Raw genomic sequence first — 16,433 nt, 5'->3', positions numbered from 1 at the left:
CTGAGGAGACGAAGATGATGCGCAAAATATTTTTGCCGCCCATTATATTTGCTCTGTGCCTGATCGGCATATGGGCCTCCAATCATTATGGTCTCGCCACCCATATATGGCTGCCCGCGCCCTTGCATTATGCCGGATGGCTTTTCATCCTCGCAGGCCTGGGCCTCGCCGCTTGGGCGCGCTATCTGTTTCTCCGCCATCAGACCAACATTTTGCCATACAAAAAGCCGGATCATATGGTGCAAGACGGTCCGTTCCGCTATACCCGCAACCCTATGTATATGGGCATGTTTCTGGTGGCATTCGGCATGGCCATTCTTTATAGCACAACCTTCAGCATCATTTTCCCGCTGATTTTTTTCCTGATCGCCAATCGCTGGTATATCCCGTTTGAAGAGGCCCACATGGAAGATGCTTTCGGGGAAGAATTTCGCCTCTATAAATCCAGAGTTCGCCGCTGGTTTTAAATTCTAAAATAGGATACAACAGCCTTCCCGTAATGAACAAGGTCACCTATGTCCGATAAAACTGCCATCTCCCTCTATGTCGATGCCGATGCCTGCCCCGTAAAGGACGAGGTGCTTACGGTTTCCTATCGCCATAACCTCAAAGTCTATCTGGTGAGTAATCAATGGATGCGTCTGGAAGTCGGCCCGCTGGTCGAAAAGATCGTGGTGCCGGAAGGCGCCGATGCCGCCGATGACTGGATCGCAGACCATATCGGCCCCCATGGCATTGCCATCACCGCCGATATTCCACTGGCCAAACGCTGCCTGGATAAAGATGCTACCGTCCTTGGCCCGACAGGACGCCCTTTCTCCGAAAACAACATTGGGAACGCCCTTGCCCTGCGGGAAATCAAGGCCCACCAACGGGAAACCGGCGAAAGCAAGGGCTATAATGCCAGTTTTTCCAAAGCCGACCGCTCCCGCTTCCTTCAGGCGCTGGAAAGCGAAATTCAGAAAATTCTCAATGCTTAACCCCTGATCACCTATAATCAAAACTTATGTAGAAGACCGTCTAAACTTCTGCATCAATAATTTCTTTAGATTTACCTTACATAATGGTAGGATACTGATCACCGCCGCCGTTGCTCATATGAGTATGTCTATGACTGAAAAAGCAAAATTACGGTCCATGTCAACGATGACATTGTTGTACCTTGCCCTTGTTGTATCTTTTACAATGACCACAGCGGCGCTTTTGAGCTATTGGCGCGTTCAGGATATTTTTGCGCAACTTTACCGCACCAATCTGTCTGAATATGTTACCAACCATGGTCGCCGCCAGGAAAAATTTTTTGAAACGGTAAGTCTTAATCTGGAAACCGCGGCAGGGTTTCTCGAAAACCGAATTGAACAGTTAAGAAACCTTCCCCCCGAACAGATTGATCTGCTTTTCTCCGATATATTCGAAAAGAAAAATGATGGGACCTACAGGGTGCGCCTCGACCATTTTAAGGGCCGCATCCACCCAGATGGATATTTCATTCAGGACATTACCGGTCTGGCCTCTATTGAACGTGCTGATGCCTCTCCTTTTTATCGATTAACCCTTGTCGCCATGCATCAGGTCTTGCGCGAAAATGGTCTGGCCATGTCCTACCGCTATGCGGGCATGTATTACCATATGCCCGAAGGTCATTTCATGATCTATTGGAAGGGACAACCGGCCGGTCTGGATGTGGAGGCCACCACAGACTTCGATAGCCTTGACTGGAACACGCTGGCCTGGCCACAAAACAATCCCGACCGGACCAGCAAATGGACCGACCCTTATTACGATGAAATCGTTAACCAACACTTGATTACAGCTGTGCGCCCGATCGACATAGAGGATCAGCATGTGGCGGCGGTAAACTATGACATCATTTGGGAGCAGTTTCAGGAAAAAACCAAGGAACTCAACCTGTTCGGATCGGACAGCTTTCTCTTTAACAATAAGGGGGGCGTCATTTTGGCCCCTGGGCAAACCCTGCGCAGTAATCATAAAAAGGGCATCACCATTGCGTCCCAGACCCAGACAAGTAAATACAGTGATATTTTCAATATCTTTCAAAATAAAAAGAACGGCGATGTTGTCTATATTCCAGAATATAAACAATATATGTCCGTATGGCGCATAGCCGGGCCGGATTGGTTGTATGTCACCAGCTATCCGTTGGAGATGTCGAACAAAGCCGCCCTGCAGATCAGCAGCCTGATCATAGGAATTGGCGCGCTGTCCCTGACTTTTATCGTGATAAGCCTGTATTTCGTTCTGCGCGGCAATCTGGTTCTTCCTTTGAATAAAATCGCCCGCGCCGCCAGAAATATTGCTGCACAAAATTACGGCCGCATCATCCCCATCACCAGCAGCAAGGAACTTTACGAAATATCTACCGATCTGAACATCATGTGTGAACGTATCCGCGACCGGGAACAAAATCTTCGCGCCACCCAAGCGGAATTAAAACGCAGCAATGAAGAATTGGAAAAACGGGTTGCCTGGCGTACCCGGCGTCTTAATCTGGAAATCGAAGAACGGGAAAAAGCCGAGGAAGAACTCAAGGTCATCAATGACCGGCTGACCGACATTGTGGAAAATACTTTTGAATTCCTATGGGAAATGGATGAAAATTTCCGCTTTACATACGTCTCGGACCAGAGAGGTTCATTCACCGGACTTTCCCACAAATTAATGTTGGGCAAAACCCGCCAGGAAGTGGCCACCCCAGAAGATCTAAGCAACTACCCGGAAAAATGGCGTCTTTATCAGGAAACCATTGAAAACCACCGCCCCTTGAAAGATTTCGAATTTCATCTGGAGCGTCCGGATGGTATGAAACTATATATGAATGTCAACGGCGTTCCCGTTTTTGACGCCGACGGAACCTTTACTGGCTACCGGGGATCTGCAACAGACATCACACAACGTAAGGAATATGAAGAAGAACTCCGCCAAGCCAAACAACAGGCCGATAATGCCAATAAAGCCAAATCGGAGTTCCTGTCGAGCATGAGCCATGAATTGCGCACCCCGCTGAATGGCATCCTCGGCTTCGCCCAGTTGCTGGAAAGCAACAAGAAAAATCCGCTTGAGGAAAAACAGGCAAAATTTGTCGAGCGCATCATCACCTGCGGCACACTTCTTCTCGACCTTATTAATGATATTCTTGATTTGTCAAAAATTGAGGCGGGTCAGATCTCTCTTTCGGTGGAAAGCATTCCTTTATCGACTCTCCTCAAGGAATGTGAGGAATTGATTGAACCTTTGCTGACAGAACATAATATCCGACTAGAATTGATCCTGAACAGTGACGAAACTCCAAATATTTTGGTTGACTATACCCGGGCCAAACAAATTATCACCAATCTTCTGTCTAATGCAGTGAAGTATAATTCAGCCAACGGATCCATTAAAGTCACCACATCTCAGTTGAATAATGACTTTATACGTATCGCCGTAGAGGATGAAGGTATTGGTATTCCTGATAAGGTAAAACCATACATATTTGAGCCCTTCAACCGGTTGGGTAAAGAAAAGACCTCCGTTGAGGGTGCCGGCATCGGATTGACGATCTGTAAACGTCTGATTGAGGAAATGAAGGGGCGCCTTTCCTTCCAAAGTGTAGAAGGCAAAGGATCCACCTTCTTCGCTGATTTCCCGATTTGCACCACGGAACAGACGCGGACAGCCCAAAACATCCCCACAAAGAAAACCCATAAAGACCAGTCCTCGTCCTTTGCAAGTGAATCAACCCTGCTGTACATAGAAGATAACCCGGCCAATCTGGAACTGATGCAGGAAATGATCGATGAAATAGACAATATCACGTTCCATAGCGCTCAGACAGCAGAAGAAGGCCTGGTAACGGCAAAAGAACTAATACCTGACCTGATTCTTATGGATATCAACCTACCTGGCATGAACGGCGTAGAAGCCCTGACCGAACTGAAAAAAGATCCCGCAACAAAAGAAATACCCGTTATTGCTCTCAGCGCCAACGCCATGTCCAAAGACATCAAACAAGGTCTGAAATCCGGTTTTGTTGCCTATCTGACCAAACCGATTAACCTTGAAAAAACTCTACAACAGATCAAGAAATTCATAGGGATTGATAATGGAGCTACCTGACCTATACAAAAATTCCAGGATATTGATCGTCGATGACAATGCGGCGAATATTTTTCTGCTGCGGGAATTGCTCAGCGATGACGGCTTCGAGCATATCGTCACAACGACCGACCCCTTCGAAGCAATTCAGATATTCAAATCCCAGCGTTTCGACATTATGTTACTGGATATCCAGATGCCAAAACTGGACGGTTTTGGGGTATTGAAATCGTTGCGGGAATATGCGCCAAATGACTATCTGCCTGTAGTCGTCCTGACAGCACAACAAGACAACACCACCCGTCTCCGGGCCCTGTCCGAAGGCGCCAAGGATTTCCTCACCAAACCATTCAATAATGCCGAAGTTTTGCAAAGAGTTTATAATTTGCTGGAAATGAGAACCTATCATTCCATGCTGACGGATGAAAATGTCTATCTCGAACATTTGGTCGCCAAACGCACCCGGGAAATCGAACGCACGCGCCTGGAAATCATCAACCGCCTGAGTATGGCCAGCGAACTGCGCGATACCGAAACCGGCCAGCATATTCTCCGTATCGGGCAAACATCACATCTTCTGGCCAAGGAATTAGGCCTGGATGACAATTTCTGTAAATTGATCCTGCACGCCAGCCCCATGCATGATGTGGGTAAAATCGGCATTCCCGATCACATTCTGCTTAAACCGGGTCAGCTTGATCCAGAAGAGTTGGTGGTTATGAAAACCCACGCCCAGATCGGCGCGGACATTCTCAAAGGCGACAAATCTCCCCTTCTGAAGATGGCGCATGATATCGCCCTCACCCATCATGAAAAATGGGATGGCAGCGGCTACCCCAATGGGCTCGCGGGCCAGGCCATTCCGATTGAAGGCCGCATTACAACCATCTGCGATGTATTTGACGCCCTGTCCTCGGAACGACCTTACAAGAAAGCCTGGAACTTTGAAGATTCACTCGCTTACATCAAAGAAAATTGCGGGTCGCATTTTGATCCGGAAATCAGGAACCAGTTTGAAAAGTCTTTTGATGATATCTGCCAGATCAAGACGGAAATTCCCGACCCTGTATTCAAGGCGAAAAAGGCTTAACCCCGCAATATAAAGTGTGAACTAAGGAACGATTTCTACTGCCCCAGCGCCTCGGCAAGTAGGGTTTTCGCCGCCGCCTTGGCATCCATGGCCGGATTGGCCGTATGCCTGAGGTGAGCCGTCACAATAGCCCCCTCTTTTAACAGCAACAGGCTGCGGGCCAGGGCTTCCGGCCGCGGTGCTCCGGCTTTTTTAGCCAGATCGCAGATATAACTGTAAAGCAGCCGCTTATGTTCCGCCGACTGTTTATAGATGGGATCGTTTTCTTCCTGATACTCCGAAGATGCCTTGATAAACATGCACCCGCGAAAGGCGTCCTGGGCAAACCATTCCTTAAGCGCATCAAACATGGCGATCAACTGACTGCGCGGGGTGGCGCCCAACTCTTCCATCCGGCGAAACAACCAGTTGCGAAACTGTTCATCCCGCAGGCGCAGGGTCGCCAAAATCAGATCCTCCTTGGTGCGGAAATGTTTATACATCGACGTTTTGGAAATACCGGTTTCCGCCACCAACATATCCATGCCGGTCGCATGAAAGCCATTTTGGTAAAAAACTTCCAATGCCTTCTGCACCAATTCATCACGTTTAGACGGTCGCACCAAACTCTCCAATAGTTACTGATCTGTTCTGGTTCCTATCACAGCTAAAGGAAAGCGTCAACAGTCACTCAATATGAGATTAATAAACCGAAAACCACCTTATTATTTATTTTATATTGACCGATCAGTATTTTTATGAGAATTAATATTTACCGATCAGTACATAAAAGGAGTTTCACATGATCAAACCACCCTTCACCCTGGACAGCGCCCGACAGAAAGTTCAACTGGCGGAAGACGTCTGGAACAGTCGTAACCCCGAGAAGGTTTCCCTTGCCTATACGCCCGGGTCCGAATGGCGCAACCGGGATATTTTTCTGACAGGCCGCGCCGCCATTGAGGCTTTCCTCACCGCCAAATGGCAGAGGGAACTTCATTACAAGCTCAGGAAAGAGCTCTGGGCGTACAGTGATAATCGCATTGCCGTACGTTTTGAATATGAATGGCAGCATACCGAGACCGGACAATGGATGCGGTCTTACGGTAATGAAAACTGGGAATTTAATGAAGACGGTCTTATGGCCCGCCGTTACGCCAGCATCAATGATCTGGCCATCGACCCGGCTGATCTGCGCATCGCGACAAAACCTGAAGCATGATCCCCACCCCCGGAAGTTACCTTATCGCTTCCGGGGCTACCGTTTTGGTCTTGATACAGTTCCTTTTACTGTCCCAGTATATGCCTATTATGAGGGGTCATAAAATCAAGCATTGGCCCCAAGGGCACCACACCAGTCGGATTTATCATGTCATGGCTTTGATAATAGTGCTGTTTGATATGATCCATATTCACCGTATCCGCCACGCCCGGCTGCTGATAAAGATCGCGCAGGTACCCGGACAAATGTGGATAGTCGATGATGCGACGCAAATTACATTTAAAATGCCCGACATAGACCGCATCAAAACGCACCAGAGTGGTGAAAAGCCGCCAATCGGCTTCCGTGCGCTGTGCGCCGGTCAGATAGCGAGAACGACTGAGGATATCATCCAGCCAGTCGAGACTGTCGAACAAGGGACCCACCGCTTCTTCATAAGCCTCCTGACGGGTCGCAAAGCCTGCTTTATACACCCCGTTATTGACCGTGTCATAGATGCGGGCATTCAGGGCGTCAATCTCACCGCGCAATTCCTGTGGGTAATAATCCCCGGACGCAGCCCCAATCTCGTCAAAAGCCGAATTGAACATGCGAATGATTTCCGCAGATTCATTGGAAACAATGGTCCGGGTCTTTTTATCCCACAAGACCGGCACCGTCACCCGACCCGTATAGTCGGCTTGCGCCGCCCTGTAGACCTGATGCAGACGTTTCGCCCCATGCAGAGGATCCCCTACGACCCCGGCGTCCTCCTGGAAAGTCCAGCCTTCTTTCCCCATAAACGGATGCACCACGGAGAGAGATATCATACTCTCCAGTCCCTTGAGTGCACGAAAAATCAAGGTGCGGTGGGCCCAGGGGCAGGCCAGCGAAACATAAAGATGGTAGCGGCCGGCTTCCGCCCGGTAACCGCCCTTTCCCGTCGGCCCCGCCGCCCCGTCTGCCGTGACCCAATTACGAAACTGGGAATCTTGCCGGACGAACCGTCCGTCATTGGCCTTGGTGTCATACCATTGATCATGCCAGTTTCCGTCAATTAACAGTCCCATTGATCTTCTCCCAGAAAGCGACCGGCCCGGTAATCCTGATAGGCCTGACGAATTTCTTCTTCCGTGTTCATGACAAAGGGGCCGCTGCGGGCGATGGGCTCTTCGATCCTTTGCCCACCCAGCAACAGGAACCGCGCGCCCTGATCGCCTGCGGTGACATGCACCAGATCCCCGTCGCCGAGCAGACCCAAATGACGTTCCCCTAACAGGTCAGAACCAATTTCAGCCCGCCCCGCCACCATATAAAGAAAGCCGTTATGACTTTCCGGCAGGGACTGACTGAATGACGCCCCCTCCGGCAGCGTGACATCGAAGAAAATCGGGGCTGTCGCGACACCCCGCACCGGGCCTTCTGTGCCCTGATCGGTACGGCCGGAAATCACCTTTATCGTGCCCCCCGGCACCAGACTTTCCGTCGGAATGCTGTTCACGGCATATTCCTGATAGCGGGGAGCCGTCATTTTGTCCCGCGCCGGCAGATTGACCCAGAACTGAAAGCCGCGCAACAGGCCATCCTGCTGTTCCGGCATCTCCGAATGCAGGATACCACGCCCGGCGGTCATCCATTGCACGTCACCGGGATTGATCACCCCTTCGTGCCCGGCATTGTCCTTGTGACGCATCCGTCCGGCGAGAAGATAGGTGACGGTTTCAAAGCCGCGATGGGGATGTTCCGGGAAGCCACCAATATAGTCATTGGGATTATCGGATTCAAAGGTATCCATCAGCAGAAAGGGGTCGAGGTGTTTGACCTCTCCGGTTCCCATCAAACGGGTCAACTTGACCCCGGCGCCGTCCGAGGCCGCCTGCCCCGGACTGATTGTGATGATTTGTCTGACCTTGCTCATTTATGCCTCCTGTGCGGTTGAGCGGTTGGCGATCCATTGATCCACGGACCAGACGCCCGCGCCATTCGCCACCAGAAACAGAAAGCCGCCGGCCATGGCGATATTTTTCATAAACATGATGAACTGGATCTGATCCCCGAGGTTCCCGTGAAACAAAAACGCGGTGACGATGCTGAAGCCCGCCAACGCCAAGGCCGCCAGCCGGGTCTGCCAGCCAATAATCACCGCGAGGGATACGACAACTTCGAAGAGGATGGTCAGCGGCAACAGCGCCCCCGGGATGCCCATGGCCTCCATATAGCCCTGGGTGCCTTCATAGGCAGAAATTTTACTGATGCCTGACAGCAGAAAAATCAGGGAGATAAAAACACGCCCGACGGGAGCGGAATAAGAGGTCAGTTTGGTCATTGTGATATCCTTTTCTAAAAATTCATGTGAGCCTAAAACGCTCTGTGTTACGTCAATGAAATCACTATAACCGTTGCATAAAATTCGATAAACAGTAAGATAAAGAACTATTTGTTCTTATTTGGAGTACAATAAAACATGGGTCAATTCGAAGATATGGACAGTTTTGTCCGCATTGTCGACGCCGGCAGCATCAGCCAGGCGGCGCAACGGCAAGGCGTGGTTAAATCGGCCATGAGCCGACGGTTGATGGATCTGGAAACCCGGCTCGGGGTACAGTTGCTCAATCGCACCACCCGCACCTCCAGCCTAACAGAAGCCGGGCGGCTCTATTATGATCGCGCCGTGCAGATCCTGGCGGAAGTGGAAGAGATTAACGCTGCCACGACCTGCAGCAAACTTTCGCTCAGCGGCAGCCTGAAGATATCGGCTCCGCTCAGTTTCGGCCTGCAACATCTCAGCCCGGCAATCACGGCCTTTGCCACACAGCATCCCGACCTCGGCATTCATATGGATTTTAATGACCGGCAGGTCGATCTGGTGGCGGAGGGATTCGATATTGCCATTCGCATCGCTAATCTGAAAGATTCCAGCCTGATGGCACGCAAGATCGCCCCGGTGCGCCTTCTGCTCTGCGCCAGTCCCGCCTACCTCGCCCGCAAAGGCACCCCAAAAGAACCAAATGATCTCAAGCAGCATGATATTCTGCAATATTCCAATACAGACGATATAACCTGGCGCTTTATCTCCCCGGAAGGCCAGATGCAGTCCGTCAACTTGCCCGCCAAAATGACGGCTAATAATGGTGATTTCCTGAAAGATGCCGCGCTGGCCGGTCAGGGTATTATCCTCTCCCCGACCTTTATCATCTGGCGGGATCTGCGCGAGGGCAGGCTCGTCCCCCTCCTCAATGATCATCATTTTCCGGGCCTGAGCGTCTTTGCCGTCTATCCCCAGACCCGCCACCTGCCGCAAAAGGTCCGCAGCCTGATTGATTTCCTGAAAAGTCATTTCGGCGGCGAACCCTATTGGGATGAGGCGTGGTAAGGGGTTCGGTCTTACGACACTCAACTGTCGTCTTAAAAAAAACGGCGCTGTCGTAACTCTGTCGACCTCAACCTAAATTTTCTGTGGTTTACGTCTAGTCATTCGACAACAACAGAAAGTATAAACAATGACAACAGAAACAATAACACAGAGCGCCGAAGGAAAAAACATGAGCAGTGCGGGCATAGTGAATGGGTATCTCTATAATTTCACAGACGGTAACGATATCATCACCATGAAGGCGAGCGCCTGGACAGGAACAGAATCTATTTTCTTCAATGATGAACTGATATCGAAGAAAAAGAAATACGGCTTTTCTTCCCGCTATAAGTTTGCAAGGAACGATCATAATTACGAAGTTAATATCAATGTGACCTCCCCTTTCGCCGGGCGGGTTGAATGTCTGGTTTTAAAAGACGATCATGTCATCGGTCGGGAAGAAAAAGGGCTTTATAGCGGAGGCGTAACAAACTTTCTTATCATCCTTCTAACGTCACTTTGCATTGGCTTGGTTGCAGGCTATGGCGTTGGTTGGATGATCGAATATTTCAATCTGTAGATTATTTTGAAAGTGATACGTTGGAAATCAATAGAGACATCATAAAGGACCACCGTGCGACCCGCAGTTGGAGTCAACAACATTTGGCAGATGCATGCGATATAAGCTTGCGTACAATCCAGAGGGTAGAAAATCTAGGGGTCGCTTCTTCAGAAACCGTTATGGCCCTGGCAGCTGCTCTTGATATCGAGCAGGCGTCGCTTTTGCCAAAAGCTCAGGACGCTATTCCTTTTTTCATACCCAAAAGCCCCAAAGGAATTTTTATCCTGGTGTTGGGTGCCTTAATGGTCGGCGCGATGTTAGGGGCCTATCTGGCAAACTGGCTAACAGCTTAATGAAATTCAGTGGCGAAACTGTGTGTTTCGCCACCGACCCCACCTCAGATATAATTGATGATCGTGCTGTGGGAGGCGTCGCAATTGATCAGGTCGACCCGTTTTTGCCGGATCAGGTATTTATCCCCCGCCCACACCAGATCATGGGTACAGCTGCCGGCAAACAAAGTCTGGCTCGTCTGATAAACCACCGCCTGGAAATTGGACTTCACAACACAGTTCCCGGTTTTCTTGTCAAAATCCACTAATCGCACATTGCCGATGATATGGGACGAGCGCACAGGATTTTCCTTTGACGGCGCCCGGGCATGTCCCAGATTATGCATGCGGATTTTCATCATCGCCTTGTCGTCATAAAAGATTGAAATATGGTTCAACGGGTCCGCCTGATCTACCGTCACCGGCATCCAGTAGGTGCCCTCTTCGCTATAAAGATCAATCCACTCCCGCAAGTTTGTCTGGTCGAGCAAATCCGCCTCATGGTATAAAAAACTGGTCAGTTCACTGACATCCGGGCAATTTCTGATGGTCATGTTACGCGACCTCCTTCTCATGTGTCATATAGTCAAGCCAGGCGGCATACTGATTACGCAGGCTGATGTCGCTGGTGCCGATGGCGCGGGTCATATTGCCCTCGGGATGTTCTTCCCGGCCTATAAAGCGTGACATATCCACCCATTCCGTACCGCCGGACATCAAGCCTTCCTGCAGCCTGACATAGGCTTCGAGATCATCGCTGCCCACCATGGAGGACGGCGAATTGATCAGACGGGAATAAAGCATGGTCCGGTGCAGCATTTCGTCCGGGGCACCCTTCAGGCGGAACGTCCAGGTTTCGATCTCCGTCTCGTTGACCGAAATCGGCCGCACGATGCGGATCGACTGGATGGCGCCCTTAATGGTCAGGGACGGATAATAGATGGTGTTATGGCGGTTAATCGACAGGATCTGACGGGCTTTTTCGGGGCCGTAAGTCGCCTCCATAGACTCCATATAGCCGGGAATGTCCATATAATTGCTGTGGATGCTTTCCTCGCCGCCGGTGAAGGCATGTCCATGCGGCCCAACCGAAACCCCCATCTCGTCGAACATCTGATAGCTGCTGCCGAAGGGGGAGATGATATCGGCCTCGTTGGTTTTAGGCGCGCCTTCCGGCAGTTCATCCACATAGGCCTGACAGGCATCGCCCACCGACTGATGGGTGACCATCGGATGCATGGTGTCATTGAGGTTATCAACAAACAGTTTCCAGTTACAATTATGCCGGAACCGCAGCACGCCGCCGGTGATTTCAATCGCGCCTTCTGGCGACCGCTCGATCATATTATCGATCGAACTTGCCGCATCGCCAAGGAAGGTTTTAAGGTCAGGTCCCTCTTCGGACAGGTTGGCGAAAACAAAACCGCGATAATTTTCCGAACGCACAACTTTCAAACTAAAGGCCGGGTCCTTGATGTCAAAATTGGTTTGTTCATAACCGTCTTTATGGGGCACACCGATCAGAGTACCATCGGTTTTAAAGGTCCAGCCGTGATAGCAGCAGCGAAATGCCCGGGCATTGCCACAGGTCTTGCCCGCCACCTTGGCCCCGCGATGGGTACATTGGTTATGCAGCACGTTGATGTTGCCGTCCTTGTCGCGCACCATGATCACCGGTCGTCTGCCCACATTGACGGTGAGATAATCTCCCGGCTCCCTGACCTGACTCTCATGCCCGAGATAAACCCAGGTGCGTTCAAAAATCCGCTCCATTTCCAGATTAAACAGGTCAGGATCGGTATAGAGGCTGCGGTGAATGCGGGTGGGCTCCACCAGCGCCTTGATGTCTTCTATGGTTTTACTCATCGTTTTTCCATTCTCCATTCTATGCTTTACAAGGAAATTGATCCCAAACTGGTGCCGCCACAGACAAACAGGGTCTGGCCTGTGACAAAACTGTTTTTCTTATCAAGAAAAAAAGCTGTGGCGCGTGCGATATCATCGGACTGCCCCAGACGTTTCACCGGAATACTGTTGGCGAGGGCCCGCGCCTTGTCGCTGTCTTCCGGAATAACTTCGGTAAACATGTCGGTGACGATCGGGCCCGGGGCGATCACATTGACGGTGATGCCATGTTGCCCCAGTTCTAAGGCCCAGGTGCGCGACATGCTGATGATCGCCGCCTTGGTTCCGGCGTAATTGGTCCGGGTCGCCAGCCCGACAATGGCGCGGGAGGACATATTGACGATACGGCCAAACTTCTTCGCCTTCATCGCGGGCAAAAAGGCCTGGATTAGGGTAATCATCGCTCCGAGGTGCAACTGGGTGAGATAATCAAGATCTTCCAATTTGACATCCTCGATAAGATCAGGACGGATCACCCCGGCATTATTGACCAGCAGGGTCACATCATATTTTGCGGCAATCTCGGCCGCCACCGCCGCCGTCTGGGCCCGGTCCGCCAGATCGACTTCATAAGAAATCAGGTTATCGTGAGTAAAATCCGCCGCCCGCCGCGCCAGACTGATCACCTTGTGACCATCTTCCAGCAGCTGTTGGGTAATCGCGGCGCCAATACCGGCGCTTCCGCCTGTGACCACGGCGCATAATTGTTCCGTCATATCTGTCTTCCTTTTTCCACATCCGCCCAGGTGAAGGTCGGACTGCCTAAGGGCACGGCCACCATCACCGGACGGCCTTTAATGTCCATCATTTGTTGAATATCCACCGCAGCCCCTGTCGTGAGGGCGCCGTTCACCAAATGCGCAATCATCACCGGGCCACGTTTAAGCTGCACTGTACCGGTCGGCCAGGGCATATGATCCTGAAAATACGGCTCCAGACTATGCTGCAGATCCACCCGGGCCAGCAAGACGCCCTCAGCCGTCATGGTCTGATCGGCGATATCATCCGACAGGCAGTCGGGGCAGATTTCCCGCCGGGGATAAATCACAGTCCCACAGGCCCCGCATTGGGGAAGAATAAGATCGGTCATCAGACGTCTCCCTTTTTCAGCAATGCCGCCGTGCTGCATAGCCCGCGATCATAATTGACCATGCCATAACCACTGACCAGCGCGATACAGGGATCATTCACCTGATTGCCGAGCGCCCTGCCGGTCAATTGCCGCATCGCCTCGACCACGCCCATATAGCCCGCCGCCGAGCCTGCCTGCCCGCCGGACAGTTGCCCGCCGGAACTGTTGTGCGCCAGCATACCGGCGTCATAGCGCATATTGGTCTCGCGGACGAAACGGGGCGCATCACCTTGGTCGCAAAAGCCCAGACCTTCCATCTGCAGTATGGAAATCACCGGATAGTCATCATAGGTATAGAGCAGATCGACCTCTTCCGGACCAAGTCCGGCCTGGGCATACATGTCTGCCGCGAATTCAACCCAGCCGCCCCGGGTCTGCAACGGATCATCGCCGTAGGCGTTATGCAGTTCCCCGGCCCCAGCGATCACCACATAGGGCTGGCCGAGCGATCTGGCGCGGTCCACCGACATCACCAGAAATCCTTCCGCTCCGGCGCAGGGCATGACACAATCAAACATATGGACTGGTCCGGCAATGGGGCGCGCCGCAAGGTAGCCCGCCTGATCCAGATCCTTTTTAATCAGGGCATGCTGGTAGGCTTGCGCGTTATAGCGTTGCGCCAGACAAATCTCGCCGAAATCTTCGCGGGTGGCACCAAATTGATCCATATAATGTTGGGTGATCAGGGCGAAAGCGCCGTTGGGTCCCGCCGCACCGTAAGGATAGGCCGAACTGGCCGAAAACGTACTGAAATTTTCCACAAGATCCCGAAAACCATCGGGACTGTTGGTATCGGCGCCGATACAGGCAATGACGTCTGCATCGCCCATTTGCACGGCCCGGGCCGCGCGGCGCAGCGCGATTACGCCGGATGCGCCGCCTAAAGGAATTTGTTCGATCCAGCGCGGCGACATCTTGAAATATTCCGTCAGGCTAATCACGGAATCCGGCGCCAGCGTAAAACTTGAGACCGCCAACCCGTCAACATCCGCCTTGTTCAGGCCCGCCGACTGTAACAAAGCCGACAACGCCTTGCCAAAGAACCATTGTGCGCCCTTGTCGCTGAACCGGCTATAGGGCACCGTGACCGGCGCGACCAAAGCGACACCGTCATAGGGGGCGGGGGATTTTCGCGAGACTATCGTCATGCACTCACCTTCCTGCGTTTTTTGCAAGCCCGGAGGTCATGGGCGGCCCCGGCCTCAATCAGTTTAGCACAAAGGCCCTTCATCTCGCCGCGTTTCAGTTTCTGGGACGCCGTCAACGGCAATTCTTCGACAAAGGCGATATAGCCCGGCGTCTTGTAATATATCAGCTGATCCATGCTGCGGTCAAAAATTTCCCGCGCCAGATCCTCTGAGGGGACAACGCCTTCTTTCAGGACAATACAGGCCATCACCTCGTCGCCACGAATTTCATCATAGGCAGGGGCCACCGCCAGCTTGTCCACCACCGGATCAAGGGAAAGAACGGTTTCCACTTCCAATGCCGAAATATTTTCGCCACTGCGCCGGATGACATTCTTGCGCCGGTCGACGAAATACAGCGAGCCATCCGGCCCCTGCCGCACCACGTCGCCGGTATGCAGCCAGTTGTCTTTCCAGGTCTCGGCTGTCGCCTGTTCATTCTTGAAATAATGGGAGAAGAAACCGCGTTTCGGGTCATCCCCGGTGGCGCGCACCAGCAATTCACCGGGGATACCTTCGGGCACTTCATCACCGGCTTCGTCAATCAGCTTGATCGCCACCTTATCAGATAACTTGCCGAAGCAACATTCCCCCACATGGCGCGGTTCATGGCTTGCGACGATACAGCCGCCCGCGCCGGATTCCGTCATTGCCCAGGCCTCAATCAACGGAAAACCGAAACGCGTCTCAAAACGGGCATGGTGTTTTGGGTTAACGCCGGCACCGAATCCAAAGCGCACCTGATGCGCCTGGTCATAAGGGCCTTCAGCAATATTCAACAGGATGGCGGGCAGAACGCCCAGGTAATGTAATGCGGTCGCCCGCGATTCCCCCACCGTCTGCCACCAGCTGCGGGGATGGAAGCGGTCGAGCTGAATAATACAGCCCCCGGTCATCAGCATGCCCATGGTCGAACAGGCCAGCGCATTCATATGCACCAGCGGCAAAGGCGTCAGCAACCGTTCCTGCCCCGGACGCAACGCGCACAAGCCCCCCACATCCCGGTACCATTCGCCAAAAACAATGAAGTAATCGTTATTCAAGATGCAGCCCTTAGGCTGCCCCGTGCTGCCCGATGTATAAAGCATGGCGCATTCTGTGTCCTGCGCCACCAGACTATCTTCCCGGGGTTTATCAGGACAGGGTACAGCTGAAAAGCTTTCCGCCCCGATCACGGGTATTTTGCCTTGGAAATGCGCTACCGCCGCCTGAACCAGATCGGCCTTTTCAGCCAGACTCACCAGGAGATCACATTCGCTATGAGAAATTACATAGGCCATTTCTTCGATCGAAAACTCGCCGTTCAGAGGTACAATGCTAACACCAAGCGCGTTCAGAGCCAGCCAGTGAAAGAAAAATTCGGCGCGGTTATCAAGCAACAGCCCCACCCGATGGCCAACCCCATAGCCTGCCTTGATATATACCTGTACTAACTGCGCAATCTCGTCATCTGCGGCATCATAGGTGTAATCTATCGCGCCAGTATGGTATTTTTGGGCGGAACTCGCTGGAATATGTAAGAAATCATGCGATCCGAACCGGGCGCGACTGCTTTTAAAGACATCATATACACTATTCATTCGGGGACCCTGTATATC

General features: G+C 51.9%; 18 protein-coding genes. 8 read left to right on the top strand and 10 right to left on the bottom strand.

Annotated elements, in window-relative coordinates:
- Nucleotides 1–14: 14 nt before the first annotated feature.
- From FIV45_RS05135 to FIV45_RS05120, 4 genes are all read left to right on the top strand, one after another.
- Nucleotides 15–467 (top strand): methyltransferase family protein, encoded by a 453-nt coding sequence (locus FIV45_RS05135; RefSeq protein WP_099471321.1) that lies wholly within the window; start codon nucleotides 15–17, stop codon nucleotides 465–467.
- A gap of 48 nt (nucleotides 468–515) precedes the next feature.
- Complete coding sequence (locus FIV45_RS05130; protein WP_099471320.1) at nucleotides 516–980, top strand: YaiI/YqxD family protein; 465 nt, start codon at nucleotides 516–518, stop codon at nucleotides 978–980.
- A 130-nt stretch (nucleotides 981–1,110) separates the two neighbouring features.
- The gene (locus FIV45_RS05125; RefSeq protein WP_165776898.1) at nucleotides 1,111–4,116 is read left to right on the top strand and encodes an ATP-binding protein; all 3,006 of its coding nucleotides are present in this window, start codon (nucleotides 1,111–1,113) and stop codon (nucleotides 4,114–4,116) included.
- Nucleotides 4,103–5,185, top strand: coding sequence for an HD domain-containing phosphohydrolase (locus FIV45_RS05120; RefSeq protein WP_099471318.1), 1,083 nt, complete (start codon nucleotides 4,103–4,105; stop codon nucleotides 5,183–5,185). Before FIV45_RS05125 ends, FIV45_RS05120 begins: the two co-directional genes overlap by 14 nt.
- 35 nt (nucleotides 5,186–5,220) lie before the next feature.
- Here FIV45_RS05120 and FIV45_RS05115 read toward each other — a convergent pair whose 3' ends face one another.
- Nucleotides 5,221–5,787, bottom strand: coding sequence for a TetR/AcrR family transcriptional regulator (locus FIV45_RS05115; protein ID WP_099471317.1), 567 nt, complete (start codon nucleotides 5,785–5,787; stop codon nucleotides 5,221–5,223).
- Between the two features lie 179 nt (nucleotides 5,788–5,966).
- On the opposite strand from FIV45_RS05115, the gene FIV45_RS05110 reads away from it, so the two are divergent.
- Complete coding sequence (locus FIV45_RS05110; RefSeq protein ID WP_099471316.1) at nucleotides 5,967–6,386, top strand: nuclear transport factor 2 family protein; 420 nt, start codon at nucleotides 5,967–5,969, stop codon at nucleotides 6,384–6,386.
- A gap of 65 nt (nucleotides 6,387–6,451) precedes the next feature.
- On the opposite strand, the gene FIV45_RS05105 is transcribed toward FIV45_RS05110, so the two are convergent.
- Genes FIV45_RS05105 through FIV45_RS05095 form a run of 3 tightly spaced genes read right to left on the bottom strand, consistent with a single transcriptional unit; the run spans nucleotide 6,452 to nucleotide 8,691 of the window.
- Nucleotides 6,452–7,435, bottom strand: coding sequence for a glutathione S-transferase family protein (locus FIV45_RS05105; RefSeq protein ID WP_099471315.1), 984 nt, complete (start codon nucleotides 7,433–7,435; stop codon nucleotides 6,452–6,454).
- Complete coding sequence (locus FIV45_RS05100) at nucleotides 7,423–8,283, bottom strand: pirin family protein (protein ID WP_099471314.1); 861 nt, start codon at nucleotides 8,281–8,283, stop codon at nucleotides 7,423–7,425. Before FIV45_RS05100 ends, FIV45_RS05105 begins: the two co-directional genes overlap by 13 nt.
- The gene (locus FIV45_RS05095; protein WP_099471313.1) at nucleotides 8,284–8,691 is read right to left on the bottom strand and encodes a DoxX family protein; all 408 of its coding nucleotides are present in this window, start codon (nucleotides 8,689–8,691) and stop codon (nucleotides 8,284–8,286) included.
- A gap of 138 nt (nucleotides 8,692–8,829) precedes the next feature.
- On the opposite strand from FIV45_RS05095, the gene FIV45_RS05090 reads away from it, so the two are divergent.
- The 3 genes from FIV45_RS05090 to FIV45_RS05080 all read left to right on the top strand — a co-directional run bounded on the left by FIV45_RS05090 (nucleotide 8,830) and on the right by FIV45_RS05080 (nucleotide 10,632).
- The gene (locus tag FIV45_RS05090) at nucleotides 8,830–9,738 is read left to right on the top strand and encodes a LysR family transcriptional regulator (RefSeq protein ID WP_099471312.1); all 909 of its coding nucleotides are present in this window, start codon (nucleotides 8,830–8,832) and stop codon (nucleotides 9,736–9,738) included.
- Between the two features lie 169 nt (nucleotides 9,739–9,907).
- On the top strand, nucleotides 9,908–10,297 hold the full coding sequence (locus FIV45_RS05085; protein WP_099471311.1) for a hypothetical protein: 390 nt from the start codon (nucleotides 9,908–9,910) through the stop codon (nucleotides 10,295–10,297).
- Nucleotides 10,270–10,632, top strand: a complete 363-nt coding sequence (locus FIV45_RS05080; RefSeq protein ID WP_204602025.1) for a helix-turn-helix domain-containing protein — start codon at nucleotides 10,270–10,272, stop codon at nucleotides 10,630–10,632. The genes FIV45_RS05085 and FIV45_RS05080 overlap by 28 nt, the downstream gene beginning before the upstream one ends.
- A gap of 44 nt (nucleotides 10,633–10,676) precedes the next feature.
- On the opposite strand, the gene FIV45_RS05075 is transcribed toward FIV45_RS05080, so the two are convergent.
- The 6 genes from FIV45_RS05075 to FIV45_RS05050 are packed head-to-tail and all read right to left on the bottom strand — an operon-like array spanning nucleotide 10,677 to nucleotide 16,415.
- Nucleotides 10,677–11,165 carry an aromatic-ring-hydroxylating dioxygenase subunit beta gene (locus FIV45_RS05075; RefSeq protein WP_165776897.1) on the bottom strand — a complete coding sequence of 163 codons (489 nt, stop codon included), beginning with the start codon at nucleotides 11,163–11,165 and terminating at the stop codon, nucleotides 10,677–10,679.
- 1 nt (nucleotide 11,166) lies between these two features.
- Entirely contained in the window at nucleotides 11,167–12,477 is a 1,311-nt protein-coding gene (locus FIV45_RS05070; RefSeq protein WP_099471308.1) for an aromatic ring-hydroxylating oxygenase subunit alpha, read from the bottom strand.
- Between the two features lie 26 nt (nucleotides 12,478–12,503).
- Nucleotides 12,504–13,232 carry an SDR family oxidoreductase gene (locus tag FIV45_RS05065; protein WP_099471307.1) on the bottom strand — a complete coding sequence of 243 codons (729 nt, stop codon included), beginning with the start codon at nucleotides 13,230–13,232 and terminating at the stop codon, nucleotides 12,504–12,506.
- Nucleotides 13,229–13,606 carry a Zn-ribbon domain-containing OB-fold protein gene (locus FIV45_RS05060; protein WP_165776896.1) on the bottom strand — a complete coding sequence of 126 codons (378 nt, stop codon included), beginning with the start codon at nucleotides 13,604–13,606 and terminating at the stop codon, nucleotides 13,229–13,231. Before FIV45_RS05060 ends, FIV45_RS05065 begins: the two co-directional genes overlap by 4 nt.
- On the bottom strand, nucleotides 13,606–14,796 hold the full coding sequence (locus tag FIV45_RS05055) for a thiolase family protein (protein ID WP_099471306.1): 1,191 nt from the start codon (nucleotides 14,794–14,796) through the stop codon (nucleotides 13,606–13,608). Before FIV45_RS05055 ends, FIV45_RS05060 begins: the two co-directional genes overlap by 1 nt.
- A complete protein-coding gene (locus FIV45_RS05050) occupies nucleotides 14,793–16,415 on the bottom strand; it encodes an AMP-binding protein (protein WP_099471305.1) in 1,623 nt (540 codons plus the stop codon). Before FIV45_RS05050 ends, FIV45_RS05055 begins: the two co-directional genes overlap by 4 nt.
- Nucleotides 16,416–16,433 lie beyond the last annotated feature (18 nt).

The sequence above is a fragment of the Paremcibacter congregatus genome (assembly GCF_006385135.1).
Lineage (GTDB): Bacteria > Pseudomonadota > Alphaproteobacteria > Sphingomonadales > Emcibacteraceae > Paremcibacter > Paremcibacter congregatus.
Note: the sequence above shows the minus strand (reverse complement) of the source record. Positions and strands in the feature narration are given on the sequence as shown.

Excerpts from the sequence above, each read along its gene's own strand:
- FIV45_RS05135 (WP_099471321.1), top strand. The coding sequence starts at position 15 with ATGATGCGCAAAATATTTTTGCCGCCCATTATATTTGCTCTGTGCCTG.
- FIV45_RS05130 (WP_099471320.1), top strand. The coding sequence starts at position 516 with ATGTCCGATAAAACTGCCATCTCCCTCTATGTCGATGCCGATGCCTGC.
- FIV45_RS05125 (WP_165776898.1), top strand. The coding sequence starts at position 1,111 with ATGACTGAAAAAGCAAAATTACGGTCCATGTCAACGATGACATTGTTG.
- FIV45_RS05120 (WP_099471318.1), top strand. The coding sequence starts at position 4,103 with ATGGAGCTACCTGACCTATACAAAAATTCCAGGATATTGATCGTCGAT.
- FIV45_RS05110 (WP_099471316.1), top strand. The coding sequence starts at position 5,967 with ATGATCAAACCACCCTTCACCCTGGACAGCGCCCGACAGAAAGTTCAA.
- FIV45_RS05105 (WP_099471315.1), bottom strand. The coding sequence starts at position 7,435 with ATGGGACTGTTAATTGACGGAAACTGGCATGATCAATGGTATGACACC.
- FIV45_RS05100 (WP_099471314.1), bottom strand. The coding sequence starts at position 8,283 with ATGAGCAAGGTCAGACAAATCATCACAATCAGTCCGGGGCAGGCGGCC.
- FIV45_RS05095 (WP_099471313.1), bottom strand. The coding sequence starts at position 8,691 with ATGACCAAACTGACCTCTTATTCCGCTCCCGTCGGGCGTGTTTTTATC.
- FIV45_RS05090 (WP_099471312.1), top strand. The coding sequence starts at position 8,830 with ATGGGTCAATTCGAAGATATGGACAGTTTTGTCCGCATTGTCGACGCC.
- FIV45_RS05085 (WP_099471311.1), top strand. The coding sequence starts at position 9,908 with ATGAGCAGTGCGGGCATAGTGAATGGGTATCTCTATAATTTCACAGAC.
- FIV45_RS05075 (WP_165776897.1), bottom strand. The coding sequence starts at position 11,165 with ATGACCATCAGAAATTGCCCGGATGTCAGTGAACTGACCAGTTTTTTA.
- FIV45_RS05070 (WP_099471308.1), bottom strand. The coding sequence starts at position 12,477 with ATGAGTAAAACCATAGAAGACATCAAGGCGCTGGTGGAGCCCACCCGC.
- FIV45_RS05065 (WP_099471307.1), bottom strand. The coding sequence starts at position 13,232 with ATGACGGAACAATTATGCGCCGTGGTCACAGGCGGAAGCGCCGGTATT.
- FIV45_RS05060 (WP_165776896.1), bottom strand. The coding sequence starts at position 13,606 with ATGACCGATCTTATTCTTCCCCAATGCGGGGCCTGTGGGACTGTGATT.
- FIV45_RS05055 (WP_099471306.1), bottom strand. The coding sequence starts at position 14,796 with ATGACGATAGTCTCGCGAAAATCCCCCGCCCCCTATGACGGTGTCGCT.
- FIV45_RS05050 (WP_099471305.1), bottom strand. The coding sequence starts at position 16,415 with ATGAATAGTGTATATGATGTCTTTAAAAGCAGTCGCGCCCGGTTCGGA.